Here is a 24,340-nt window from a genome sequence, read left to right as displayed (position 1 = left end):
GACCGTCAGGCCACGGGCCCTTCCAGATGAAGGTCCTCGGGCTCGAGCGCGTAAAGCTCGGGGTCGGGCGAAGCGCTGACCGTGAAGCCGAGCCGCAGGTAGAAGTCGATCGTGCGCTGCGACGGCGTGGCCGACACGTACAGGCGCTCGGCACCCATCGCGCGTGCCTGCACCCGGGCCGCGCGATAGAGCTGCTCGCCGAGCCCGCAGCCGCGCCAGTCGCGGCTCACGTGCAGGAACTTCAACTGCAGCATGTCGCGTTGCGGGCCGAGCGGCCGGCTGTCGACGACGACCGCCGCGACGAGCCTCGCGCCGTCGAACCTGCCGAGGAACCAGCCGCCGCGATCGTGGCAGTCGAGCAGGATCGGCGTGTAGTGACTGGCTTCGCCGTCGGGCCAGCCGGCAACGTCGTAGAACTCGGGCACGAGGTGCAGCGTACCGTCGCGCAGCACGTACAGGTGCTCGATGATCTCGCGCCGGTCGATGGTCCACACGAGCGGCACGTCGTCGCGCGCCAGGAGGCGGGTGGACAGCGCGTCGCGCTCGGCGGCGGTGCGGCGCATCACGCGGCCACCCGGTGCGCGGCGATCCCGTACATCAGCGGCAGGCGCGGCATGCCGTCGGGCGGCACCATCCGGCGGCCTTCGAGCTCGCGCATGCCGTCGAAGCCCTTCCAGCCGTTTGAGTACGGATATTCGTTCAGGCGGTCGATCGCGAGCCCGGCCGACACGAGCGCATTCACTACGTCGCCGATGCCCCACATGAATTCGTAGCTCGGATGCGGATTCGCGAAATCGACGACACCCGGGTGGTCGTGCTGCGCGCCGAGCCCCGTGCCGGACGCCGCGACGTAATCGCTGACGCCCGCGGGCTCCTCGGTCGCGTCGCCGTTGAAGTAGTCGTAGCGCGGCTGCCAGTGTTCGTCGAAATACAGCGCGAAGGGATGGAACTCGACCATCGCGAAGCGGCCGCCCGACGCGAGCAGCGCGGCGATCCCGCGCGCCCATGCGTTCAGGTCCGACAGCCAGCAGATCGCGCCGTACGACGTGAACACGCGATCGAAGCGCTCGCCGCGTGCGGCGGCCTCGGGCATCCAGTCGAGCACGTCGGCGCGCTCGAAGCGCGCGGGCAGGCCCGCGTCGGCCGACAGTTGCCGCGCGAAGCCGATCGCTTCGTCGGAGATGTCGACGCCGGTTGCGTGCGCGCCGTCGCGCACGAGGCTCAGCGTGTCCTGTCCCGCGTTGCATTGCAGATGCAGGAGCCGCAGGCCCGCGAACTCACCGAGCAGTTCGCGTTCTTCCGGATACAGCGTCGAGCCGCCATTGCGGAAAAACGCGGCCTGATCGCCTTTATGGCTGTTATGCGCGACCGTCGCCGTATTCCAGGACAGCCGATTCAGTTCGTGCAATGCCTTTTTCATCGAATTTGAATTCCGGTGGAATGGAGCAGGATAGGCCAAATCGCTTCGCTGCGCGCAACGGTTGCCGGCATTGGCGCGCCGGGCGGCGCGTTGTGGCAGGCGGATGAACGCGCGCGGCGATTATCGCCGAAATACTTGATCGAAATCATGGTAATGGCCGGATTGCATATTTTGTGCGCGACAGGATTAAGGTTTTTCGCTGAATTGCCGACAGTAAGGACGAGAGTGTCGTAAAGCGATCAACCGTTTTTCGGCTACTGAGCGTGATTTTCAGCGCGGCGCGGACAACAGATCCGCCTTTCGGAGCCTTGCATGCGCAATAACCAGCCCGTTACCCAACAGGAATTCGATTTTCCCGACGACGTCACGCTGATGTCGACGACCGATGCCGACAGCACGATCACCTACGCGAACACGACATTTGCGCAGGTGAGCGGTTTCTCGAACGAGGAGCTCGTCGGCCAGCCGCACAATGCCGTGCGTCACCCCGACATGCCGCGCGAGGCGTTCGCCGACATGTGGGCGACGCTCAAGCGCGGCGAGCCGTGGACCGCGCTCGTGAAGAACCGCCGCAAGAACGGCGACCACTACTGGGTGCGTGCGAACGCGATTCCGGTGATGCGCAACGGCGAGCCGCAGGGCTACATGTCGGTGCGCACGAAGGCGCCAAGCGACGAGACCGCAGCCGCAGACGCGCTGTATCGCGCGTTTCGCGAAGGCAAGGCCGGCCAGCGCCGGTTCCACAAGGGGCTCGTGATTCGCACCGGGCTGCTGCGCATCGCGTCGCTGCCGCAGACGATGTCGGTGCGCGCACGCGTGCATTCGGCGCTGTGCGTGCTGGCGCCGGCGGTCGTCGGCACCGGGTGGGCATGCGGGTTGTCCGGCGGCGGGCTCGCGGCGTTTGCCGGCGTGACGGTCGGCGTGGCGGCCGCGGCCGGCTGGTGGCTCGACGCGCAGATCGTGCGACCGTTGAAGCGGCTGCACGAGCAGGCGCTGAATGTCGCAACCGGTGAAAGCCGGCGCGGCGTGCGGATGAACCGCATCGACGAGATCGGCATGACGCTGCGCACGATCAACCAGCTCGGGCTGATGTTCCGCTGGCTCGTCGACGACGTCAGCGAGCAGGTGCACAACGTGCAACGCGCGAGCAACGAGATCGCGCAGGGCAACAGCGACCTGAGCGCGCGTACCGAGCAGGCCGCGTCGAGCGTGCAGGAAACGGCCGCCTCGATGGCCGAGATGACGGCGACGGTGTCGAGCAACGCGGAGACGGCGCTGCAGGCGAATCAGTTGTCGGTTTCCGCGAGCGATGCGGCGGAGCGTGGCGGGCAGGCGGTGAGCGAGGTCGTCGCGACGATGAACGACATCACCGACAGCTCGCGCAGGATCGCGGACATCATTGGCGTGATCGACGGCATCGCGTTCCAGACCAACATCCTCGCGCTGAACGCGGCGGTCGAGGCGGCGCGTGCGGGCGAGCAGGGGCGCGGTTTCGCGGTGGTCGCCGGTGAAGTGCGCGCGCTCGCGCAGCGCAGTGCGAACGCGGCGAAGGAGATCAAGACGCTGATCGGCGCGAGCGTCGAGCGCGTGGAGTCGGGCGCGCGGATCGTCGACGGTGCGGGGAAGACGATGGAGGACATCGTCACGCAGGTGAAGCGCGTGTCGGATCTGATCGCGGAGATCAGCTCGTCGACGGCCGAACAGAGCACGGGCGTCGCGCAGGTCGACCAGGCGGTCGTGCATCTGGACAACATCACGCAGCAGAACGCGGCGCTCGTCGAGCAGAGCACGGCGGCGTCGGAAAGCCTGAAGCAGCAGGCGACGCGGCTCGTGGATGCGGTGAACGTGTTTCGGTGATGAGCGGGGAGAGAGGTGACGCGGGCATGGCGGAGAGGGATACCGGCCCGCGTCGGACCGCCCGGTTCCGGCCGGGCGGTCTCAAGGGCCCGTCGCCGCAGCGGCAGGCTCTTGATCGTTGCTTCAGACGGCCAGGCAGAGATACTTGATCACGACGTAGTCGTCGATGCCGTAGTGCGAGCCTTCGCGGCCGAGGCCCGACTGCTTGACGCCGCCGAACGGCGCGACTTCGTTCGAGATCAGGCCCGTGTTCACGCCGACCATCCCGTATTCGAGCGCTTCCGCCACCTTCCACACGCGGCCGATGTCGCGGCTGTAGAAGTAGGCGGCGAGACCGAACTCGGTGTCGTTCGCGAGGCCGATCACTTCTTCGTCGCTGCTGAACTTGAACAGCGGCGCGAGCGGCCCGAACGTCTCTTCCTTCGCGACCTTCATCGCCGGCGTGACGCCCGTCAGCACGGTCGGCTCGAAGAAGCCGTGGCCGAGCGCGTGGCGCTTGCCGCCCGTCACGACGGTCGCGCCCTTCGCGAGCGCGTCCTCGATGTGCGCCTCGACCTTCAGCACGGCCGCCTCGTTGATCAGCGGGCCTTGCGTCACGCCCGGCTCGGTGCCGCGGCCGACCTTCAGCTGGCCGACGGCTGCCGCGAGCTTCTGCGCGAACTGGTCGTACACGGCTTCATGCACGTAGAAGCGGTTCGTGCACACGCACGTCTGGCCGCTGTTGCGGTACTTCGACGCAATCGCGCCCTGCACGGCTGCATCGAGATCGGCGTCGTCGAACACGATGAACGGCGCGTTGCCGCCGAGTTCCAGCGACACCTTCTTGACCGTCGCCGCGCATTGCGCCATCAGCAGGCGGCCGACCGGCGTCGAGCCGGTGAACGACAGCTTGCGCACGATCGGGTTCGACGTCAGCTCGCCGCCGATCGCCTTCGGGTCGCCCGTGACGACGCTGAACACGCCGGCCGGCACGCCCGCGCGCTCGGCCAGCACGGCCATCGCGAGCGCGGAGAACGGCGTGGCCTCGGCCGGCTTCACGACGATCGGGCAGCCGGCGGCGAGCGCCGGGCCGACCTTGCGCGTGATCATCGCCGCCGGGAAGTTCCACGGCGTGATCGCCGCGCACACGCCGATCGCTTCCTTCGTCACGACGATGCGCTTGTCGCTCGCCGGCGTCGGGATCGTGTCGCCGTACACGCGCTTGCCTTCTTCCGCGAACCACTCGAGGAACGACGCCGCATAGCCGATCTCGCCCTTCGCCTCGGCCAGCGACTTGCCTTGCTCGGTGGTCAGGATCAGCGCGAGGTCGTCGGCGTTTTCCATCATCAGGTCGTGCCACTTGCGCAGGATGACCGCACGTTCCTTCGCGGTCTTCTTGCGCCACGCCGGCCAGGCGGCGTTCGCGGCGTCGATCGCGTGACGCGTCTCGGCCGTGCCCATCGCCGGCACGGTGCCGAGCAGGCCGCCCGTCGCCGGGTTGCGGACTTCGAACGTCTCGCCGTTCGTTGCGCCTTGCCATTCGCCGTTGACGTACGCCTGCTGGCGGAACAGCGACGGATCTTTCAGTGCCAGGGTTTCCTGAACGGTGCTCATATGAATCGCCTGCTTTGAAAAGGACGGATAAGGGCGGAAGAAAACGGCCGCCGCCGTCTTCACGACGGCGGCGGCGCATTCAGTTGAAGTGGGCGGGAACTCAGGCCGGCACGCCGACCGTTTCCTTCAACACTTCCTCGAGGATCACGAGCGCTTCGTCGAACACGGCTTGCGGGATCGTCAGCGGGAACAGGAAGCGCACGACGTTCGAGTACACGCCGCACACGAGCAGCAGCAGGCCGCGCTCGAGCGCACGCGTCTGCACGCGCTTCGTGAACTCGGCATCCGGCTCGCCCGAACCGGGCTTCAGGAACTCGACCGCGATCATCGCGCCCGGGCCGCGCACGTCGGCGATCTGCGGCACGTCGGCCTGCAGTGCGTTCAGCTTCGCCTTCAGCACGTCGCCGAGTTGCGTCGCGCGGTCGCACAGCTTCTCTTCGTCGATGATCTCGAGCACCGCGTGCGCCGAGGCGACGGCCAGCGGGTTGCCCGCGTACGTGCCGCCGAGGCCGCCGGGCGCTGCCGCGTCCATCACGTCCGCACGGCCGACGACGCCCGACAGCGGCATGCCGCCGGCGAGGCTCTTCGCCATCGTGATCAGGTCGGCCAGCACGTCGTAGTGCTGCATCGCGAACAGCTTGCCGGTACGCGCGAAGCCCGTCTGCACTTCGTCGGCGATCAACAGGATGCCGTGTTCGTTACAGATCTTGCGCAGCGCGCGCACGAATTCGGCCGGTGCCGCGTAGAAACCGCCTTCGCCCTGGACCGGTTCGAAGATGATCGCGGCGACGCGCTTCGGATCGATGTCGGCCTTGAACAGCATCTCGATCGCCTTGATCGAGTCGGCCGTCGTCACGCCGTGCAGTGCGTTCGGGTACGGGGCGTGGAACACGTCGCCCGGGAACGGGCCGAAGTTCAGCTTGTACGGGGCGACCTTGCCGGTCAGCGCCATGCCCATCATCGTGCGGCCGTGGAAGCCGCCCGAGAACGCGATGACGCCCGGACGGCCGGTCGCCGCACGTGCGATCTTGATCGCGTTCTCGACGGCTTCGGCGCCGGTCGTGAAGAACGCGGTCTTCTTCGGGAAGTCGCCCGGCGCGCGGTCGTTGATCTTCTCGGCCAGCTCGACGTACGACGCGTACGGGACGATCTGGTAAGCGGTGTGCGTGAAGTTGTTCAGTTGATCCGCGATCGCCTTGACGATCTTCGGATGGCGGTGGCCCGTGTTCAGCACCGCGATGCCGGCGGCGAAATCGATGAAGCGGCGGCCTTCGACATCCCACAGTTCCGCGTTCTCGGCGCGGGCTGCGTAGAAATCGCACATTACGCCGACGCCGCGCGGGGTGGCGGCGTTCTTGCGGGCCTGCAGGTCGGCATTCTTCACGGTCATCTCCTTGATGTTCTTTCCGGTGGGTAGAAATCGGGCGCCTTGGCAGCCCATGGAGGCGACTATAATCACATTTGGCTCTGGCAATCAGAGCCATTTCAATAAATATTCAGGAGCCAATCATGCGCGCGAGCGTGCTGTCGGACTGGCTGGCGCAGCGCCTCGTGCGCGGCGGCGAACAGCCGATCTACCGGCAGCTTCACCGGCTGCTGCAACAGGCGATCCTGTCGCGCGAACTGCCGGCCGGCACGCGCGTGCCGTCGTCGCGGCTGCTGGCTGCCGAACTCGGGATCGCGCGCAACACGGTCACGCAGGTTTACGAACAGCTTGCACTCGAAGGCTACGTGAACTCGGCGACCGGCCGCGGCACGTTCGTCGCCGACAGCGCGCCGGACGAAATCGTCGGCGCACCGCCCGACGCGGCGGCCGGCCCGGCCGTCGTGACGCCGTCCGCCCGGCGGCTGTCCGCGCGCGGCACGCGGCTCGTCGAAGGTGCCGGCGTGTCGAAGCGCCAGGGCGGCGCGTTCATGCCGGGCGTGCCCGATGTGTCGCGATTTCCGGCGCGCGTGTGGACGCGGCTGCACAACAAGTACTGGCGGCGCCTGCGCCCCGACCTGCTGACCTATGCGCCGGGCGGCGGGCTCGCGCTGCTGCGCGAGTCGCTGGCCGACTACCTGCGCACGTCGCGCTCGGTGCGCTGCACGCCCGAGCAGATCGTGATCACGACCGGCATCCACCAGTCGATCGATCTCGCGGTGCGGCTCTTGACCGATCCGGGCGACGCGATCTGGACCGAAGACCCGTGCTACTGGGGCGTGCGCAGCGTGCTGAACGTGTCGGGGCTGACCACGCGGCCGATTCCGGTCGACGACGAAGGTATCGCGCCGTCGGCCGCCGATCTCGCCGAGCCGCCGAAGCTGATGCTCGTCACGCCGTCGCACCAGTATCCGCTCGGGATGGTGATGAGCCTCGCGCGGCGCCGGATGCTGCTCGAATACGCGCGCCAGCACGGCTGCTGGATCATCGAGGACGACTACGACAGCGAATTCCGCTACGGCAGCCGGCCGCTCGCGTCGCTGCAGGGGCTCGATACGGCCGGACAGGTGATCTACGTCGGCAGTTTCGGCAAGACGCTGTTCCCGGGGCTGCGGGTCGGCTATCTCGTCGCGCCGGAGCCGCTCGCGGAAAGCTTCGCGACCGCGAGCGCCGAGCTGTACCGCGAAGGCCAGTTGCTGCAGCAGGCCGTGCTCGCGGAATTCATCGCGGAAGGGCACTTCGTGTCGCATATCCGCAAGATGCGCACGCTGTACGGGCAACGCCGCGAAGTGCTGCTCGACGCGGTTGCGCGCCGTTACGGCGACACGCTGCAAGCGCTCGGCAGCGATGCGGGGCTGCACCTGGTCACGCAACTGCCGGAAGGCGTCGACGATCGCGCGGTCGCGCAGGCCGCGCTGGAACGCAACATCGTCGTGCGGCCGCTGTCCGGCTACTACGCGGATCGCGAGCGCGCGGCATCGGGGTTGCTGCTCGGCTATGCGTGCGTGCCGGAGGACGAGATCGCGACCGCGTTCGCGACGCTCGCCGAGGCGATCGACGAGCGGGCGTTCGGTGGGGCCGTCGCGGTGGCTTGAAGGGAACGGTGCAACGGCATGGCTGCGGCGTGGTGCAGGTTTTGGATGCGAGGCCGACGCATGCATCCCACCGCGCGGATCGCCTGCATGCGATGCGCTTAAAGCCGGATCAGCGCCGCGCCGGCCACCACCAGCGCGCACGCGGCGAGCCGCTGCGCGCCGGGCCGCTCGCGCATCACGAACCAGCCGATCGCGACCGCGAAGATCGAGCTCGTTTCGCGCAGCGCCGATACCGTCGCGACCGGCAGGTGCCGGTACGCGAGGATCACGATCCCGTACGCGGCAAGCGAGATCGTGCCGGCGATCGCACCCTGCACGAGCGCGGTGCGCGACGCGAGTACCGCGCGCGGGCCGCCGCGCAGCGCGCAGACGAGCACGAGCTGCGGCACGCTCCACAGCAGGTACACCCACGCGATGTAGCCGAGCGCGCTGCCGGAAATGCGCGAGCCGATCCCGTCGCAGATCGAATACGCGGCGATGAACACGCCGGTGAGCAGCGCATACGGCACGCCTTCTCCGGAGAACCGGAAGCCGCGCCGCAGCGCGAGCGACATGATGCCGAACGACACGAGCGCGATGCCCGCGAAGCCGAACGGCGTCGGCCGCTCGTGCAGCAGCGCGAGCGCCAGCACCGATACGAGCAGCGGCGCGAGGCCGCGCGCGATCGGATAGATCTGCCCGAACTCGCCGCTGCGGTACGCGCGCGCCAGCGTGAAGCAGTACGCGACCTCGAGCGCGGCCGAGGCGGCGATGTACGGCCACGCGGCGGGTGCCGGCACGGGCAGCAGCGCGGCGCCGGCGGCGCCGAACGCGAGATACGGCAGCGCCATCGTGCCGAGCTGGACGAGCCGGTCTTCGCTGACATGGAGGAAGGCGTTCCAGATGGCGTGCAGCAGCGCGGAGCACAGCACGAGGCCGATGAACAGGTGATCCATGAACGAAGGTGCGGACGGAGGCGGGAGCGGGGCAGCGCCGTCAATTATGTGGGTATCCGGCGCGCACGCACGGAATTGTCGATAATAGAACGTTGTTATTCACCGGATGCCGACGATGACCGAAGCCACCCAAGCCCAGCCTGCCGTTCCGCGCCTCACGAGCCTGTCGCACGGGGGCGGCTGCGGCTGCAAGATCGCACCGGGCGTGCTGTCCGAGCTGCTGAAGCGCGCGACGCCGCCCGCGCTGTTCCCGGACCTGCTGGTCGGCACCGAGACGTCCGACGACGCGGCCGTCTACCGGCTCAACGACGAGCAGGCGATCGTCGCGACCACCGATTTCTTCATGCCGATCGTCGACGATCCGTTCGACTTCGGCCGCATCGCGGCGACCAACGCGCTGTCCGACGTGTATGCGATGGGCGGCAAGCCGATCCTCGCGCTCGCGCTGGTCGGCATGCCGATCAACGTGCTGCCGCACGAAACGATCGCGGCCGTGCTGCGCGGCGGCGAATCGGTGTGCGCGGACGCCGGCATTCCGGTCGCGGGCGGCCATTCGATCGATTCGGTCGAGCCGATCTACGGGCTCGCGGCGATCGGCGTCGTGCATCCGTCGCGCGTGAAGCGCAATGCGGCCGCGCGTGCGGGCGACGTACTCGTGCTCGGCAAGCCGCTCGGCGTCGGCGTGCTGTCGGCCGCACTGAAGAAGAACCAGCTCGACGCCGACGGGTACGCGCAGATGGTCGCGACGACCACCAAGCTGAACCGGCCGGGCGCGGAGCTGGCCGCATTGCCGGGCGTGCATGCGCTGACCGACGTCACGGGCTTCGGACTGCTCGGCCATACGCTCGAACTGGCGCGCGGCGCGCAGCTGACCGCACGCGTGCACTATGCGTCGCTGCCGTGGCTCGCCGGCGTCGAGACGTTCGTCGCCGATGGCGTGTTCACCGGCGCGTCGGGCCGCAACTGGGCCGCATACGGCACCGACGTGCGGCTCGCCGACGGCCTGCCGCCTGTCGCGCAGGCGCTGTTGACCGATCCGCAGACGTCGGGCGGCCTGCTCGTCGCGTGCGCGCCGGACGCGGTCGACGACGTGCTCGCGTGTTTCCGTGCCGACGGTTTCGACCGCGCGGTCGTGATCGGCGAGATGGTGGACGGGCCCGCACGCGTCGACGTCGCCTGACGCTCGATTCACACACCGGATCGTTTTGGCGTCGCTAGAATCGATGCCTTTCCTCGAAGGCATCGACGACCGGTGAACGACTTCCTGTTCGGGCTGATGATCGCGCTGTCGGTCGGGCCCGTCGCGCTGATGATCGCGAACTACGGCATGCGCGCCGGCACGGCGACCGGCGTGCGCGCGGCAATCGGCGTGGCCACCGCGGACGGCTGCTATGCGGTCGTCGCGTTCACGATCGGCGCGCTGCTCGCAAGTACGCTCGCGTCGCATCTGTCGCTGTTCCGTATCGTCGGCGCATGTGTGTTGCTCGCGATGGGCACGCGGATGCTGTGGCAGGCACTGCGTGACCGGCGCCGCACGCTCGATGGCGACGCATCGCCGCCGCCGGGCGATCGCCCGTTCATGTCGATGTTCTTCGTCACGCTCGCTAACCCGCTGACCATCCTGCTGTTCTACGGCTACGCAACGGCTGCCGCCGGCGCGCACCGGCACTGGCTGCTCGGCGCCGCTTGCGTGTTCGCGGGCAGCCTCGCGGGTCAGCTCGTGTTCGCGTTCGGCGGCAGCGCGATCGGTCGTTTCGTGAAATCGCCGCGGTGGCTCGCGGCGAGCCACGTGGTCGCCGCACTTGTCGTGCTCGGTTACGGCGTCGCGGGGCTGATGCGCGTGTAGTACCGTACGAAACGATTGACGTCGCACCTGGCGACCAACCCGATAGCATTCCTGATGTTTGCAATACGGCGGCGAACGCGTGCATTCCATCACGCAACACGCGTCCATTCGCACGAAACACCGCGGGCCGTTTCGTAGTCGGGTTCCGCATTGCGTACGCCCGTTCTATACTCCCTCGCGCAGTCTCCGACAGCCGTTCTCACCCAACATCATCGAAACAAGGAACGCCGATGCTGACTCGCTCCATTCTTTCTGCTGCTGCATTCTCGCTCGCAGCCTGTGCCACTGCGCCGTCGATCGCGCAGGACAACCAGGGCAACAATGCGGGCAACAACGCATTCGCCGAGACCGGTGCACAGGGCCGCCCGGTCAAGGTCATGATCATCACGATGTTCGGTCCGGAGGGCCAGGCGTGGCTCGACCGGCTCGGCCCGTGGCGTGACATCACCGTGCCGGGCCTGTCGCCCGACTACCCGGCCGTTCACTGCAACAAGCAGGACGTGTGCGTCGTGACGACCGGCATGGGCTATGCGAACGCGTCGGCGACGATCATGGCGCTCACGTTCTCGCAGCGCTTCGATCTGCGCCGCACGTATTTCCTGATCTCCGGCATCGCGGGCGTCGACCCCGCGCAAGGCACGGTCGGCTCGGCCGCGTGGTCGAAGTACCTCGTCGATTTCAGCCTGCAGTGGGAGCTCGATGCGCGCGAGATTCCGGCCGGCTGGAATACGGGCTTTCTCGGCATCAACACGAAGAGCCCGAACGACAAGCCGCCGCTCGACTATCGCACCGAAGTGTTTCAGCTCAACCCGCAGCTGACCGACGCGGCGGTCGCGCTGTCGCGCAACGTCGTGCTCGCCGACAGCGCGCAGGCACAGGCCGCGCGCGCGAAGTTCACGTATGCGCCGGCGAACCGGCCGCCGACGGTGATCCAGTGCGACACGTCATCGGGCAACACGTGGTTCTCGGGCACGCTGATCGGCGAACGCGCGCGGCAGTGGACGAAGATCCTGACCGATGGCAAGGGCACCTATTGCATGACCGCGCAGGAAGACAACGCGACGTATGAAGCGCTCAAGCGTGCGGCGAGCGTGAAGCGGGTCGACCTGTCGCGCGTCGCGGTGCTGCGTACGGGTTCCGATTTCGACCGGCCGTATGCGGGGCAGACGAGTGCCGACAACCTGCTGAACTACGCGGACCAGGGCGGCTTCGCCCCGGCGACCGAAAACCTGTACCGCGCGGGCAATCCGCTCGTGCAGGACATCGTCACGCACTGGGGCGAATGGCGCGACGGCGTGCCGCGCCGGTGAAATCCACGCGACATCTCAGTCGAGGGTCAATGCGAATGCGGCGCGGAACGGAACGGCGTCCAGACCGGCGTGGTGTCGTCCCAGTGATCGAGCGGCGAAGGAAGTTGATCGTTCATCATGTACTCCTGCAACTAACTGACTCAACGAGTCGTCGATAGGTGTGTCGCGACGCCGCGCGCGGGGCAACCCGCTGCGTGGCGTTGCACTTTTACCGGCCCCCGCCGGCGAGCTGGTTGCTTTCCGGCGTCGGGCGATACGGGCCTTGCGCGAGTTCGATTCCTTGCGGATACGAAGTCGCCTTGCGCAGGTACGCGAGCGTGCCGTCCTTGCGTGCCTGTTCGACTTCCGCACTCACTTCGGCGCGCGTACGCGGGCCGTTGTGTTGCGAGTACCACGACGTGTTGCCGTAATCGCCGGCGTGCGGCGTGCCCGAATCGGCGAAGGCCGGGGCGGACACGGCGAGCGTGAGAGCGAGGGCGGAGAGAAGATGGCGGCGGTTCATGGCTAACTCCTAGAAATGTCGGAGCTGGCGCCTGAGCGTTTACTCCGGTCCCGCCAGGCGGGATCTGTTCGATGCGCAACGAGGTGCGCGACAGGGTTTACTCTAGGTATCTGTTCCGTCGCGATAAATGCGGCAGATGCGAATTGAATTGTCGCCGTACCGAAACAATTGGAATCCGCACACGCAGTGAGGACATGCGCACGGCCTTGCCTGGCGGCGCCGACAGCGGGATACCGCAGGTCGAACGGAGCGCGCCGCGACGATCGGTGCGAGTGCAGCAACAGTCCTTTGCGCACGGTGGCACGATGCCGCGGCCGTGCCGTTCGGCGCGCATCGTGCCGACGGGAGCGGCCAGCTACGCCGCACGCTGGTGGGTGGCGGGTCAGATCGCTTCGAGCCGGTAGCCCAGCGTATAGACCGCGCTGAGGCGCACGCCGTTCGACGGCTGCAGCGCGAGCTTCATGCGCAGCCGGTAGATATGCGTGTCGAGGCTGCGCGACACGCCTGCCATGTCGCGCCCCCAGAGTGACCGAATCAGCGCGTCGCGCGGCATGATGCGCCCGGGATTGCGAAACAGCAGCACGGCGAGATCGAACTCGCGCGGCGTCAGCTTGACCGGCACGCCGTTCAACAGCGCGGTGCGCGTCGTCGTGTCGATCACGTAGCTGCCGAGATTGAGCACGTTGTGCCGGCTGTTGCCGCCGTGATAGGCGCGCCTCAGCAATGCATTGCTCCGTGCCAGCAGTTCGAACCGGTTGATCGGCTTGACCATGTAGTCGTCCGCCCCCGCGTTCATCGCGGAGAAGATCTCGTCCTCGCGCATGCGGTTGGTCAGAAAAAGGATGGGCAGGCGGCCACCGATGCGTTCGCGCGTCCACTGAAGTACCTCGAATCCGGACATGCCGGGCACCTGCCAGTCGAGAATCAGCAGATCGACCACCGAACTCTCAAGGTGACGAATGGCCTGGTTTCCGTTACTCACCGCATGCACGCGATAGCCGGCCATTTCCAATATCGAGGCGATCAATTCGACATAGGCGGGATCATCCTCGAGATAGAGGACGTTCATATACGTCTCCTTCGATGTTGACCGGAGCGATCGGGCCGTATCGTGCGTCCAGGCGGGAACGGACGATCCGACGCGACGCGCGATGATCGGCAGCACGTAATTTGCCGCGATATGCGCGTCGATGCGCCGGAAAAATTGTCAACGATTTTGAACGTTGGAAATGCGCGAATGTGGGGCAATAACTCAATTTTCGACGGATGGATGGAGGGAGTGAGGCCAGTTTTTGTTGACAAACGTTGTCAATGTGCGCGAACGACGCGATTACGCTTGATCGTGTCGGCAGCAGGTCGGCGCAACGACAGGAACGAACGATTCGGGAGCGGGCATGTTGATTTACAAGTCGTATGTGGAAAAAAAGGCACTCCTCGAAACACAACTGGAGCGGGAGCGTCTCGCCATTGCGGCGACGGTGCTGCTCGAGGTACGGCGTTGCGTCGAGGAGTTCGGTTTCACGCCGAACGAAATTTTTCCCGGTGACGGCGGTACACCCTCAAGAAAACGTCGCGCGAAATACGTCAATCCGGATACGGGCCAAACGTGGTCAGGCGTCGGCCGTGAGCCGACATGGTTGCGGGGGCAGGATCGAAGCCGGTTCGCGATCGATGCGCCGGCGGGTGATTCGAATCAATCTGAGCATTCCTGACGATGTGATGGGCGGCGAATGAGTGCATGGATACGGGCGACGTGACAACGCGGCCGCTTCGCGGTAGTCCGCCTGCGTGGTACACCGGCCATCCGCAGTGCAACCCGCAGCACAAACCGTTTGCCGGCTCGACCGCTCCGATGAACTCATCCGGAGCGGCACGCTGTTACGAATGGTACCGGTTCCATGGCGGACATATTACATTTTCATTGTGACATTTAGTGAAGCAGATCAATTTCGTGCCGACAACGAGCGCACGACGTGGGTCGGCAACGGGGAGTTCGTATGAATGATGCAATGGCCGATCGTGATAGCGTCGGGCTGTGGCCCGAGCCCGTGTGCGTGGGTATCGGCGTGACGCACGAGACGCTCGAGATGTGTATTTGGTCGCTGAGCGTGATTTTCGGCTACCGGAACGAGACGTTCGGCATCGAGTCGCTGGCTGATGCGATCGCCGCATGGGCGCCCGCGCTCATCGTGCTGGAATCGGCCGGCGGGGCCGAGCATGAGGTGGCGTGTGCGCTTCAGGCGCTGCGATTGCCGCTTGCCATCGTCAAGCCGCATCAGGCGCGGGACTGGCTGCCGGATTCGGCGACGCTACCGCTCGACGGAAAAGGGGCGCGGGCGCGCCTTCTGGCGGCGCTCGCCGATGCGCTGGACCGGCATCCGTCGGGCGGGCGCCTCGTCGAGCCGCTGTCCGATCCGCAACTGGCGCACGTGCAGGCCCTGGTTCAGCGGCGACGTCAACTGGCGCGCATGCACATCGCGGAATATCAACTGCTGACGTTGTGTCACGCGAGCGTGCGCAGTGGCATCGTGCAGACGATCGCCTTCCTGAAACACCAGATCGCGGTGGTCGATCGCCATTGCGCGCGGCATGTGAACACGCAGCGCGTCGAGTTCGCGCGGCTGCTGGCGCACGAGGTGCGGCCCGGCCGCGTCGCGCGTCACGTGCAGGTCGGTGCGTTCATCCGGCGGAACTGGCGGGCGAAGTGACGCGGCGATGCCCGCCGTTCAGGCGACCCACTCGTTGATGACCGGCGTGTCGAGCGCCGGCGCGCGTTCGGCTTCCTCGAACGTGCGCTTGCTGCACGTTGCGTCGAGGCTGCCCTTGCCGCTCAGCAGCGGGCAGCGGTCGAACACTTCGGCGACCCAGTCGACAAACACGCGCACCTTCGGCGACAGATGGCGGCTGTGCGGATAGACGACCGAGATCGGCATCGGCAGCGGCTTGACGCCGGGCAGCACTTCCTTGAGCCGGCCTTCGCGCAGGTGCGGCAGCACCATGAAGAGCGGCGGCTGCACCAGCCCGAAGCCTTCGATCCCGCAGGTCACGTACGCATCCGCGTCGTTTACCGACACGATCCCCTCCATCTTCATCTCGACTTCCTTGCCTTCGATCAGGAAGGTCCAGTCGATCGTGCGGCCGGTGCGGCTCGAGAAGTAGTTGACGGCCTTGTGCTGACTCAGGTCGTCGATCGTCTGCGGCTCGCCGTGGCGTTCGAGATAGTCGGGCGACGCGACCGTCACGCATTCGAACAGGCCGACGCGGCGTGCGACGAGCGACGAGTCCTGCAATGCACCGACGCGGATCACGCAGTCGACGCCTTCCTGCAGCAGGTCCACCGGCCGATCGGACAGGCCGAGCTGCAGGTCGATGTCCGGATAGCGCGTATGAAATTCGCACAGCGACGGAATCACGAGCAGCCTGCCGATCGAACCGGGCATGTCGATACGCAACTTTCCGTGCGGCTTCCGGTTATTGGCCTGGAAGCTCGCTTCGGTTTCCTCGACGTCCGCGAGGATCCGCACGCATCGTTCGTAGTAGGCGGCGCCGTCCGGCGTGAGCGACAGCCGGCGCGTGGTCCGGTGCATCAGCCGCACGCCGAGGAAGGCTTCGAGATTCTGGATGATCGTCGTGACGGACGCCCGCGGCAAGCCGAGCGTTTCTGCTGCCTTGGTGAAGCTGCTTGTATCGACGACGCGAGTAAACACCTGCATGGCCTGAAGCCGGTCCATCACAACCTCCGCAATCTAATGAGCCGCCGGAACAACAAGGCTGCGCTACCTCGTGGGTGAACGCAGCCTCGGATTGTTCGGGGGCGTTGAATTGTGTTGCCGGATTATAGGCATTTATCCCAATGTCTGCCGGACCCAGAATTCGTTCCATCTCGAAATGGATGCTGCATCGTCATGGACGCTTCTGAATTCAGCAAATTCCTGAAAGCCACGCTGCCCGCCCAAGCCTTGGCAGGCGCGGCGCTGACGGTCGCCGAAGTGGAAATTCCCGGCTACGCGCAGGACATCGTGCTGCGCCTCTACCGCCGCCCGGACAAGACCGGGTTGCCGGTAGTGCTTTATTTCCACGGCGGCGGCTTCGTCCGCGGTTCGCTCGAAGACGCGGATTTCGCTGCGCGCTTTTTAGCAGAACGCTTACCAGCGCTCGTAGTGTCGGTCGAATATTCGCTCGCGCCGGCCTTTCCTTTTCCGGCTGCGCCTGAGGATGCGTATCGCGCGGCCGTCTGGGCCGCGACGCGTGCCCGCGCATTCGGCGGCAACCCGAAGAAGATCGGGGTCGCGGGCCACGACGCGGGCGGCCAGCTCGCGAACTGCCTCGCCTTCATCGCCCGTGACCGCGGCGAAGTGTCGATCGCCGCGCAGGCGTTGTTCGGGCCGATGCTCGATCCGAGCATGACGCGCATCGGCGACGCCGAGCGCCTCGCGTCCGACATCACCGCGCGCGAATGCGCGGCCTGCTATCGCGCGTATCTGCCGCAGGCGGCGCAGCGCATGCACCCGTACGCGGCGCCGCTCGAATCGGTACGCCTCGCGGGGCTGCCGCCGACGCTCGTCGTCACCGCGCAGAACGACGTGCTGCACGTCGAAGCGGAGAAATATGCGAGCTGCCTGATCTCGTCGGGCGTGCTCACGCAGGTGATCCGCTATCCGGACATCACGCACGCCGCGCTCGCCACGCACGAAGCCGCATTCGAGGAAGCCGTGCGCTTCTTCCAGTGCCGCTTCCAGGCGCGCCAGCCGAACCGTTCCGAATAACCAAAACCAATCCACGTTTATTGGAGATCCACATGGCCATCCTACGCACCTCCCGCTCGCGAATCGCCACCGCGGCGATCGTGACGCTCGCCGTCGTCGGCCTCGGCACGTTCGGCGCCATGCGCGTCAACGCGAACGCGCCCGAGAAAGCGGCGGCACCGCTGCCGGAAGTCGACGTCGCGACCGTCGTGCCGCAGACCGTGACCGACTGGCAAAGTTATTCGGGCCGCCTCGAAGCGGTCGAGAAAGTCGACGTGCGCCCGCAGGTATCGGGCACGATCGTCGCCGTGAACTTCAAGGACGGCGCGCTCGTGAAGAAGGGCGACGTGCTGTTCGTGATCGACCCGCGCCCGTACCAGGCCGAAACCGATCGCGCGGCCGCGCAGCTTGCCGCCGCCCAGGCGCGCAACGGCTATGCGCAGACCGACTGGCAGCGCGCGCAGCGGCTGATCGGCGACAACGCGATCGCGAAGCGCGACTACGACGAGAAGCAGAACGCGGCGCGCGAGGCGGCGGCGAACCTGAAGGCCGCCGAGGCCGCGCTGGAAACGGCGCGCATCAATCTCGGCTATACGCGGATCACCGCGCCCGTGTCGGGCCGCGTGTCGCGCGCGGAAATCACGCTCGGCAACGTCGTGTCGGCCGGCGCATCGGCCGCGCCGCTGACGACGCTGGTCTCGGTGTCGCCGATCTACGCGTCGTTCGACGCGGACGAACAGACCTACCTGCAATACATCAACGGTGCGCGCAACGGCCGCAAGGTGCCGGTCGAGCTCGGGCTCGCGAACGAAACCGGCTACTCGCGCAGCGGCGAGATCGATTCGGTCGACAACCGGCTCGACACGTCGTCCGGCACGATTCGCGTGCGCGCCCGCTTCGACAATGCCGACGGTGCGCTGGTCCCGGGCCTGTATGCACGCGTGAAGGTGGGCGGCAGCGCGCCGCACGAGGCACTGCTCGTCGACGACGCGGCGATCAACACCGACCAGGACAAGAAGTTCGTGTTCGTCGTCGACCAGCAGGGCCGCGTGTCGTACCGCGAGGTGCAGCAGGGGCTGCAGCACGGCAACCGCCGCGTGATCGTGAGCGGGCTGACGGCCGGCGATCGCGTGATCGTGAACGGCACGCAGCGCGTGCGCCCCGGCGAGCAGGTGAAGCCGCACATGGTCCCGATGACGGGCGGCGATGCGCCGTCCGCGCCGCTCGCGAACAACGCGAAGCCGGCTGCACCGGCGAAGGCGGATTCGTAAGCGGCCCGCCGCTTCGCATCCGCGTTCAACCAGACAGAGCCACACATGAACATTTCCAAATTCTTTATCGACCGGCCGATCTTTGCAGGAGTCCTATCGGTGATCATCCTGCTCGGCGGGGTGATCGCGATGTTCCTGCTGCCGATTTCGGAATATCCGGAAGTCGTGCCGCCTTCCGTGATCGTGAAGGCGCAGTACCCGGGCGCGAACCCGAAAGTGATCGCCGAGACGGTCGCGTCGCCGCTTGAAGAGCAGATCAACGGCGTCGAGGACATGCTCTACATGCAGTCGCAGGCGAACAGCGACGGCAACATGACGATCACCGTCACGTTCAAGCTCGGCACCGATCCGGACAAGGCCACGCAGCTCGTGCAGAACCGCGTGAACCAGGCGCTGCCGCGCCTGCCGGAAGACGTGCAGCGGCTCGGCATCACGACCGTGAAGAGCTCGCCGACGCTGACGATGGTGGTCCACCTGATCTCGCCGGACAACCGCTACGACATGACCTACCTGCGCAACTACGCGCTGATCAACGTGAAGGACCGCCTGTCGCGGATCCAGGGCGTCGGCCAGGTGCAGCTGTGGGGTTCGGGCGACTACGCGATGCGCGTGTGGCTCGATCCGCAGAAGGTCGCGCAGCGCGGGCTGTCGGCCGAGGACGTCGTGCAGGCGATCCGCGAGCAGAACGTGCAGGTCGCGGCCGGCGTGATCGGCGCGTCGCCGTCGCTGCCGGGCACGCCGCTGCAGCTGTCGGTGAACGCGCGCGGCCGCCTGCAGACGGAAGACGAATTCGGCGACATCGTCGTGAAGACCACGCCGGACGGCGGCGTCACGCACCTGCGCGACATCGCGCGGATCGAGCTCGACGCATCCGAATATGGGCTGCGCTCGCTGCTCGACAACAAGCCGGCCGTCGCGATGGCGATCAACCAGTCGCCGGGCGCGAACTCGCTGCAGATCTCGGACGAAGTGCGCAAGACGATGGCCGAGCTGAAGCAGGACATGCCGGCGGGCGTCGACTACAAGATCGTCTATGACCCGACGCAGTTCGTGCGCTCGTCGATCAAGGCCGTCGTGCACACGCTGCTCGAAGCGATCGCGCTGGTCGTGATTGTGGTGATCGTGTTCCTGCAGACCTGGCGCGCGTCGCTGATTCCGCTGATCGCGGTGCCGGTGTCGATCATCGGCACGTTCTCGCTGCTGCTGGCGTTCGGGTATTCGATCAACGCGTTGTCATTGTTCGGGATGGTGCTCGCGATCGGGATCGTGGTCGACGATGCGATCGTCGTCGTCGAGAACGTCGAGCGGAACATCGAGAGCGGGATGAACGCGCGGCAGGCGACCTACAAGGCGATGCAGGAAGTGAGCGGGCCGATCATCGCGATCGCGCTGACGCTCGTCGCCGTGTTCGTGCCGCTCGCGTTCATGTCGGGCCTGACCGGCCAGTTCTACAAGCAGTTCGCGATGACCATCGCGATCTCGACGGTGATCTCGGCGTTCAACTCGCTGACGCTGTCGCCGGCGCTGTCCGCGATCCTGCTGAAGGGCCACGGCGACAAGGAAGACTGGCTCACGCGCGTGATGAACCGCGTGCTCGGCGGCTTCTTCCGCGGCTTCAACAAGGTGTTCCATCGCGGTGCGGAGAACTACGGCCGCGGCGTGCGCGGCGTGCTGTCGCGCAAGACGCTGATGCTCGGCGTGTACCTCGTGCTGGTGGGCGCGACCGTGCTCGTGTCGAAGGTCGTGCCGGGCGGCTTCGTGCCCGCGCAGGACAAGGAATACCTGATCGCGTTCGCGCAGCTGCCGAACGGTGCGTCGCTCGACCGCACCGAGAAGGTGATCCGCGACATGGGCTCGATCGCGCTGAAGCAGCCGGGCGTCGAGAGCGCGGTCGCGTTCCCGGGGCTGTCGGTGAACGGCTTCACCAACAGCTCGAGCGCGGGCATCGTGTTCGTCACGCTGAAGCCGTTCTCGGAGCGGCATGGCAAGGCACTGTCGGCGGGCGCGATCGCCGGTGCGCTGAACCAGCAGTACGGCGCGATGAAGGATTCGTTCGTCGCGGTGTTCCCGCCGCCGCCGGTGCTGGGCCTCGGTACGCTCGGCGGGTTCAAGATGCAGATCGAGGATCGCGGCGCGGTCGGTTACGCGAAGCTGTCGGATGCGACCAACGACTTCATCAAGCGCGCGCAGCAGGCGCCCGAACTCGGCCCGCTGTTCACGAGCTACCAGATCAACGTGCCGCAGCTGAACGTCGATCTCGACCGCGTGAAGGCGAAGCAGCTCGGCGTGCCGGTGACCGACGTGTTCAACACGATGCAGGTGTATCTCGGCTCGCTGTACGTGAACGATTTCAACCGCTTCGGACGCGTGTACCAGGTGCGCGTGCAGGCCGATGCGCCGTTCCGCCAGCGCGCGGACGACATCCTGCAGCTGAAGACCCGCAACGACAAGGGAGAGATGGTGCCGCTGTCGTCGCTCGTCACCGTGACGCCGACGTTCGGCCCGGAAATGGTCGTGCGCTACAACGGCTACACGGCGGCCGACATCAACGGCGGCCCGGCGCCGGGCTTCTCGTCGGGGCAGGCGCAGGCCGCGATCGATCGCATCGCGCATGAAACGCTGCCGCGCGGCGTGCGGTTCGAATGGACCGACCTCACGTACCAGCAGATCCTTGCGGGCGATTCGGCGATGTACGTGTTCCCGATCAGCGTGTTGCTCGTGTTCCTCGTGCTCGCGGCGCTGTATGAAAGCCTGACGCTGCCGCTCGCGGTGATCCTGATCGTGCCGATGAGCATTCTGTCGGCGCTGACGGGCGTGTGGCTCACGCAGGGCGACAACAACATCTTCACGCAGATCGGCTTGATGGTGCTGGTGGGGCTGTCGGCGAAGAACGCGATCCTGATTGTCGAATTCGCGCGCGAGCTCGAACACGACGGCAGGACGCCGCTCGACGCCGCGATCGAGGCGAGCCGGCTGCGGCTGCGCCCGATCCTGATGACGTCGATCGCCTTCATCATGGGTGTCGTGCCGCTCGTCACGTCGACGGGAGCCGGTTCGGAAATGCGCCATGCGATGGGTGTCGCGGTGTTCTTCGGGATGCTGGGCGTGACGCTGTTCGGGCTGATGCTGACGCCGGTGTTCTACGTCGTGCTGCGCACGCTCGCAGGCGGCAAGATCCACGTCGCCGGCAAGGATTCGGCAGGTTACGGCGTGCCGGCTCCCGATGCTTGAGGACAACAAAATGAACAATTTGCACAACACGAACGGCCTGGTGCGCTTCGCGAAGGTGGCCGCCGCGAGCACCCTGCTCGCGACGCTGCTCGCCGCGTGCGCGGTGGGCCCCGACTACAAGCGCCCGGACGCCGCGGCGCCCGCCGCGTTCAAGGAAGCGCCGACGCTCGCCGCCGGCGAACAGGCCGGCACGTGGAAGACGGCCGAGCCGGCGGACGGCGAACATCGCGGCGAATGGTGGAAGGTGTTCGGCGACCCGGTGCTCGATTCGCTCGAGACGCAGGCGCTCGCCGCGAACCAGAACCTGAAGGCCGCGGCTGCGCGGGTCGAGGAAGCGCGTGCGGCGACGCGTTCGGCGCGTTCGCAGTGGTTCCCGCAGGTCGGTGCCGGGTTCGGGCCGACGCGCGAAGGGCTGTCGTCGGCGTCGCAGTTCCAGCCGCAGGGCACGGGCCCGACCAACGCGACGCTGTGGCGCGCGCAGGGCACGGTGTCGTATGAAGCCGACCTGTTCGGCCGCGTCGGCCGCAACGTCGAGGCGTCGCGTGCCGACCAGGCGCAGAGCGAAGCGCTGTTCCGTTCGGTGCAGCTCGCGCTGCAGGCGGACGTCGCGCAGAACTACTTCGAACTGCGCCAGCTCGATTCGGACCAGGACCTGTACCGCCGCACGGTGGAGCTGCGCGAGCAGGCACTGAAGCTCGTGCAGCGCCGCTTCAACGAAGGCGACATCAGCGAGCTCGACGTGTCGCGCGCGAAGAACGAGCTGGCCAGCGCGCAGGCCGACGCGGTCGGCGTCGCGCGCCGGCGCGCGGCGTCCGAGCATGCGCTCGCGATCCTGCTCGGCAAGGCGCCGGCGGATTTCGGGTTCAAGGAAACGCCGATCGTGCCGGTCGCGGTGAAGATCCCGCCGGGCCTGCCGTCCGCGCTGCTCGAACGGCGTCCGGACGTGTCGGCGGCCGAGCGTGCGATGGCGGCCGCGAACGCGCGGATCGGCCTCGCGAAGTCCGCGTACTTCCCGAAGCTCGATATCACGGGCGCGTTCGGGTATGAGGCGTCGACGCTCGGCAACCTGTTCCTGTGGTCGAGCCGCACGTTCCTGCTCGGGCCGTTCGCCGGCACCGCGCTGACGCTGCCGCTGTTCGACGGCGGGCGCCGTGCGGCCGGCGTGCAGCAGGCGCGCGCGCAGTACGACGAGCAGGTCGCGAACTACCGGCAGCAGGTGCTCGTCGCGTTCCGCGAGGTCGAGGACAATCTCTCCGACCTGCGCCTGCTCGACGACCAGATCCGCGCGCAGGATGCGGCTGTCAACGCATCGCGACGGGCGGCGACGCTGTCGCGCACGCAGTACCAGGAAGGCGAAGTTGCCTATCTCGACGTGATCGACAGCGAGCGCTCGGTGCTGCAGTCGCAATTGCAGGCGAACCAGTTGACGGGTGCGCAGGCGGTATCGACCGTCAACCTGATCCGCGCGCTCGGCGGCGGGTGGGGCGCGGCGCCGACGGCCGTCGGCGATGTGGCGGCCGTCAAGGCGGAGGTCGCTGCGCGGTGATACGTGAACGGCGGGCGATTCGTCGCTCGCCGGCCATGAAGCGAAAAACCCCGGCATGCAGGCGCAGGTCTGCATGCCGGGGTTTTTTATGGGTTATCGAGCATTTTCCGGGAGGAGCGTCGGTGATCGGCGGCGATTCAATCGGGCGATGCAACACACTCCGGGATGCGGCTGGCGCGGTCGTCGTATGCGGGTCGTGTCGACGACATTCGGATCTCAAACCTGGCCGATACCACCGTCGGCCATCAGATCCGCGCCCGTCACATAGGAACTCTGGTCGGACGCAAGGAACAACGCTGCGTTGGCGATCTCCTCCGCGCGTGCGAGCCGGCCGAGCGGGACCATGCTCCGATACATGTTCACCAGTTCGTCCCGTCCCATCGCCTGGGCGTCCAGGATCGGCGTGTCGGTTACACCGGGGCTCAGCATGTTGACGCGTATGCCGCGATCCTTGAACTCCGCCGCCCAGGTACGGGCATAGGAACGCAGGGCCGCCTTGGTTGCCGCATAGGCCGTATGGCCGGGAATGCCCATGACATGCATGGCTGAAGAAACCAGGACGATCGAACCACCCCGCGTCATCATCGGCAGTTGTTTCTGCACGAGAAAGACGGGGCCGCGAGCCATGAGGTTGAACGCCTTGTCGAAATGCTCGGGCGTGATGGTCTCGATCGAAGCCTGCTCCGTATAACCTGCGTTCGATACGATGATGTCGACGACTCCCTTTTCGTTGCGGACTGCCGCGGCGATCCGGTCGAGGTCGTCGAGGTTCGAGGCGTCGGCCTGGATGGCGGTGACGTTGCGTCCGATCAGCCTGGCGGCCTCGTCGAGCTGCGCCTGCCGGCGGCCAAAGATGACAACGTGGGCGCCTTCGGCGACGAACCGCCGAGCAATCGCCAGACCGATACCTGTGGTTGCGCCGCTGATGACGGCGACTTTGCCTTCGAGCGTGGACATGGAACCCTTCTTCCGTTTGTGAATGAACAGGAGCAGGTTACTTGTCATCGCTTCCGACGATAATTCCCGGATTTCCCATAAGATCTATTCTTGTCGAGAATGGGTCGAG

At 66.7% G+C, this 24,340-nt stretch carries 21 protein-coding genes; 11 read left to right on the top strand and 10 right to left on the bottom strand.

The genetic code is table 11. The features are described 5' to 3' along the window. Positions 1–5: 5 nt before the first annotated feature. From U5798_RS07985 to U5798_RS07975, 3 genes are read right to left on the bottom strand one after another with little or no spacing between them, the layout of a single operon-like run. On the bottom strand, positions 6–566 hold the full coding sequence (locus tag U5798_RS07985; protein WP_322081737.1) for a GNAT family N-acetyltransferase: 561 nt from the start codon (positions 564–566) through the stop codon (positions 6–8). After that, entirely contained in the window at positions 563–1,420 is an 858-nt protein-coding gene (locus U5798_RS07980; protein ID WP_322081736.1) for a class I SAM-dependent methyltransferase, read from the bottom strand. The genes U5798_RS07985 and U5798_RS07980 overlap by 4 nt, the downstream gene beginning before the upstream one ends. Continuing rightward, on the bottom strand, positions 1,417–1,569 hold the full coding sequence (locus tag U5798_RS07975; protein WP_185658233.1) for a hypothetical protein: 153 nt from the start codon (positions 1,567–1,569) through the stop codon (positions 1,417–1,419). Before U5798_RS07975 ends, U5798_RS07980 begins: the two co-directional genes overlap by 4 nt. 163 nt (positions 1,570–1,732) lie before the next feature. Between U5798_RS07975 and U5798_RS07970 the strand changes: the two genes are divergently transcribed. After that, positions 1,733–3,277 carry a methyl-accepting chemotaxis protein gene (locus U5798_RS07970; protein ID WP_322081735.1) on the top strand — a complete coding sequence of 515 codons (1,545 nt, stop codon included), beginning with the start codon at positions 1,733–1,735 and terminating at the stop codon, positions 3,275–3,277. 123 nt (positions 3,278–3,400) lie between these two features. Here U5798_RS07970 and gabD read toward each other — a convergent pair whose 3' ends face one another. Both gabD and U5798_RS07960 read right to left on the bottom strand, forming a co-directional pair. Next, complete coding sequence (gabD, locus tag U5798_RS07965; RefSeq protein WP_124455533.1) at positions 3,401–4,870, bottom strand: NADP-dependent succinate-semialdehyde dehydrogenase; 1,470 nt, start codon at positions 4,868–4,870, stop codon at positions 3,401–3,403. Positions 4,871–4,970: 100 nt separating this feature from the next. Further along, positions 4,971–6,260, bottom strand: a complete 1,290-nt coding sequence (locus U5798_RS07960; protein WP_185658234.1) for a 4-aminobutyrate--2-oxoglutarate transaminase — start codon at positions 6,258–6,260, stop codon at positions 4,971–4,973. A 119-nt stretch (positions 6,261–6,379) separates the two neighbouring features. Between U5798_RS07960 and U5798_RS07955 the strand changes: the two genes are divergently transcribed. Beyond that, positions 6,380–7,888 carry a PLP-dependent aminotransferase family protein gene (locus U5798_RS07955; protein ID WP_322081734.1) on the top strand — a complete coding sequence of 503 codons (1,509 nt, stop codon included), beginning with the start codon at positions 6,380–6,382 and terminating at the stop codon, positions 7,886–7,888. Positions 7,889–7,986: 98 nt separating this feature from the next. Here the strand turns inward: U5798_RS07955 and U5798_RS07950 are convergent, their stop codons facing one another. Next, positions 7,987–8,823 carry a DMT family transporter gene (locus U5798_RS07950; RefSeq protein WP_322081733.1) on the bottom strand — a complete coding sequence of 279 codons (837 nt, stop codon included), beginning with the start codon at positions 8,821–8,823 and terminating at the stop codon, positions 7,987–7,989. A 115-nt stretch (positions 8,824–8,938) separates the two neighbouring features. Between U5798_RS07950 and selD the strand changes: the two genes are divergently transcribed. From selD to U5798_RS07935, 3 genes are all read left to right on the top strand, one after another. Further along, positions 8,939–10,003, top strand: a complete 1,065-nt coding sequence (selD, locus tag U5798_RS07945; protein ID WP_124455541.1) for a selenide, water dikinase SelD — start codon at positions 8,939–8,941, stop codon at positions 10,001–10,003. 72 nt (positions 10,004–10,075) lie between these two features. Continuing rightward, positions 10,076–10,669 (top strand): LysE family translocator, encoded by a 594-nt coding sequence (locus U5798_RS07940; RefSeq protein WP_124455542.1) that lies wholly within the window; start codon positions 10,076–10,078, stop codon positions 10,667–10,669. A 230-nt stretch (positions 10,670–10,899) separates the two neighbouring features. Beyond that, positions 10,900–11,979 carry a purine-nucleoside phosphorylase gene (locus tag U5798_RS07935; RefSeq protein WP_124455543.1) on the top strand — a complete coding sequence of 360 codons (1,080 nt, stop codon included), beginning with the start codon at positions 10,900–10,902 and terminating at the stop codon, positions 11,977–11,979. A 208-nt stretch (positions 11,980–12,187) separates the two neighbouring features. On the opposite strand, the gene U5798_RS07930 is transcribed toward U5798_RS07935, so the two are convergent. Then, positions 12,188–12,481 (bottom strand): DUF4148 domain-containing protein, encoded by a 294-nt coding sequence (locus U5798_RS07930; RefSeq protein WP_124455544.1) that lies wholly within the window; start codon positions 12,479–12,481, stop codon positions 12,188–12,190. 382 nt (positions 12,482–12,863) lie between these two features. Next, positions 12,864–13,646 (bottom strand): response regulator transcription factor, encoded by a 783-nt coding sequence (locus tag U5798_RS07925; RefSeq protein WP_260434965.1) that lies wholly within the window; start codon positions 13,644–13,646, stop codon positions 12,864–12,866. A 229-nt stretch (positions 13,647–13,875) separates the two neighbouring features. Here U5798_RS07925 and U5798_RS07920 point away from each other — a divergent pair, with 229 nt between their 5' ends. Both U5798_RS07920 and U5798_RS07915 read left to right on the top strand, forming a co-directional pair. Beyond that, positions 13,876–14,193: an H-NS family nucleoid-associated regulatory protein gene (locus tag U5798_RS07920; protein WP_124455545.1), complete on the top strand. Its 318-nt coding sequence runs from the start codon at positions 13,876–13,878 to the stop codon at positions 14,191–14,193. Between the two features lie 297 nt (positions 14,194–14,490). Then, on the top strand, positions 14,491–15,189 hold the full coding sequence (locus U5798_RS07915) for a hypothetical protein (protein ID WP_322081732.1): 699 nt from the start codon (positions 14,491–14,493) through the stop codon (positions 15,187–15,189). 18 nt (positions 15,190–15,207) lie between these two features. Here the strand turns inward: U5798_RS07915 and ceoR are convergent, their stop codons facing one another. Next, on the bottom strand, positions 15,208–16,212 hold the full coding sequence (gene ceoR / locus U5798_RS07910; protein WP_124455547.1) for a putative multidrug efflux transcriptional regulator CeoR: 1,005 nt from the start codon (positions 16,210–16,212) through the stop codon (positions 15,208–15,210). Between the two features lie 174 nt (positions 16,213–16,386). Here ceoR and U5798_RS07905 point away from each other — a divergent pair, with 174 nt between their 5' ends. Genes U5798_RS07905 through opcM form a run of 4 tightly spaced genes read left to right on the top strand, consistent with a single transcriptional unit; the run spans position 16,387 to position 23,274 of the window. Further along, positions 16,387–17,247, top strand: a complete 861-nt coding sequence (locus U5798_RS07905) for an alpha/beta hydrolase (RefSeq protein ID WP_124455548.1) — start codon at positions 16,387–16,389, stop codon at positions 17,245–17,247. A 32-nt stretch (positions 17,248–17,279) separates the two neighbouring features. Continuing rightward, positions 17,280–18,497, top strand: a complete 1,218-nt coding sequence (ceoA, locus tag U5798_RS07900; protein ID WP_124455549.1) for a multidrug efflux RND transporter periplasmic adaptor subunit CeoA — start codon at positions 17,280–17,282, stop codon at positions 18,495–18,497. Between the two features lie 45 nt (positions 18,498–18,542). Next, a complete protein-coding gene (gene ceoB, locus U5798_RS07895; RefSeq protein ID WP_322081731.1) occupies positions 18,543–21,728 on the top strand; it encodes a multidrug efflux RND transporter permease subunit CeoB in 3,186 nt (1,061 codons plus the stop codon). A gap of 10 nt (positions 21,729–21,738) precedes the next feature. Then, positions 21,739–23,274, top strand: a complete 1,536-nt coding sequence (gene opcM / locus U5798_RS07890; RefSeq protein ID WP_124455551.1) for a multidrug efflux transporter outer membrane subunit OpcM — start codon at positions 21,739–21,741, stop codon at positions 23,272–23,274. A gap of 216 nt (positions 23,275–23,490) precedes the next feature. Here opcM and U5798_RS07885 read toward each other — a convergent pair whose 3' ends face one another. Continuing rightward, positions 23,491–24,231 carry an SDR family NAD(P)-dependent oxidoreductase gene (locus U5798_RS07885; protein WP_322081730.1) on the bottom strand — a complete coding sequence of 247 codons (741 nt, stop codon included), beginning with the start codon at positions 24,229–24,231 and terminating at the stop codon, positions 23,491–23,493. Between the last annotated feature and the right edge of the window lie 109 nt (positions 24,232–24,340).

The sequence above is a fragment of the Burkholderia sp. BCC1972 genome (assembly GCF_905339605.1).
In the GTDB taxonomy this organism is placed as follows: Bacteria; Pseudomonadota; Gammaproteobacteria; order Burkholderiales; family Burkholderiaceae; genus Burkholderia.
Note: the sequence above shows the minus strand (reverse complement) of the source record. Positions and strands in the feature narration are given on the sequence as shown.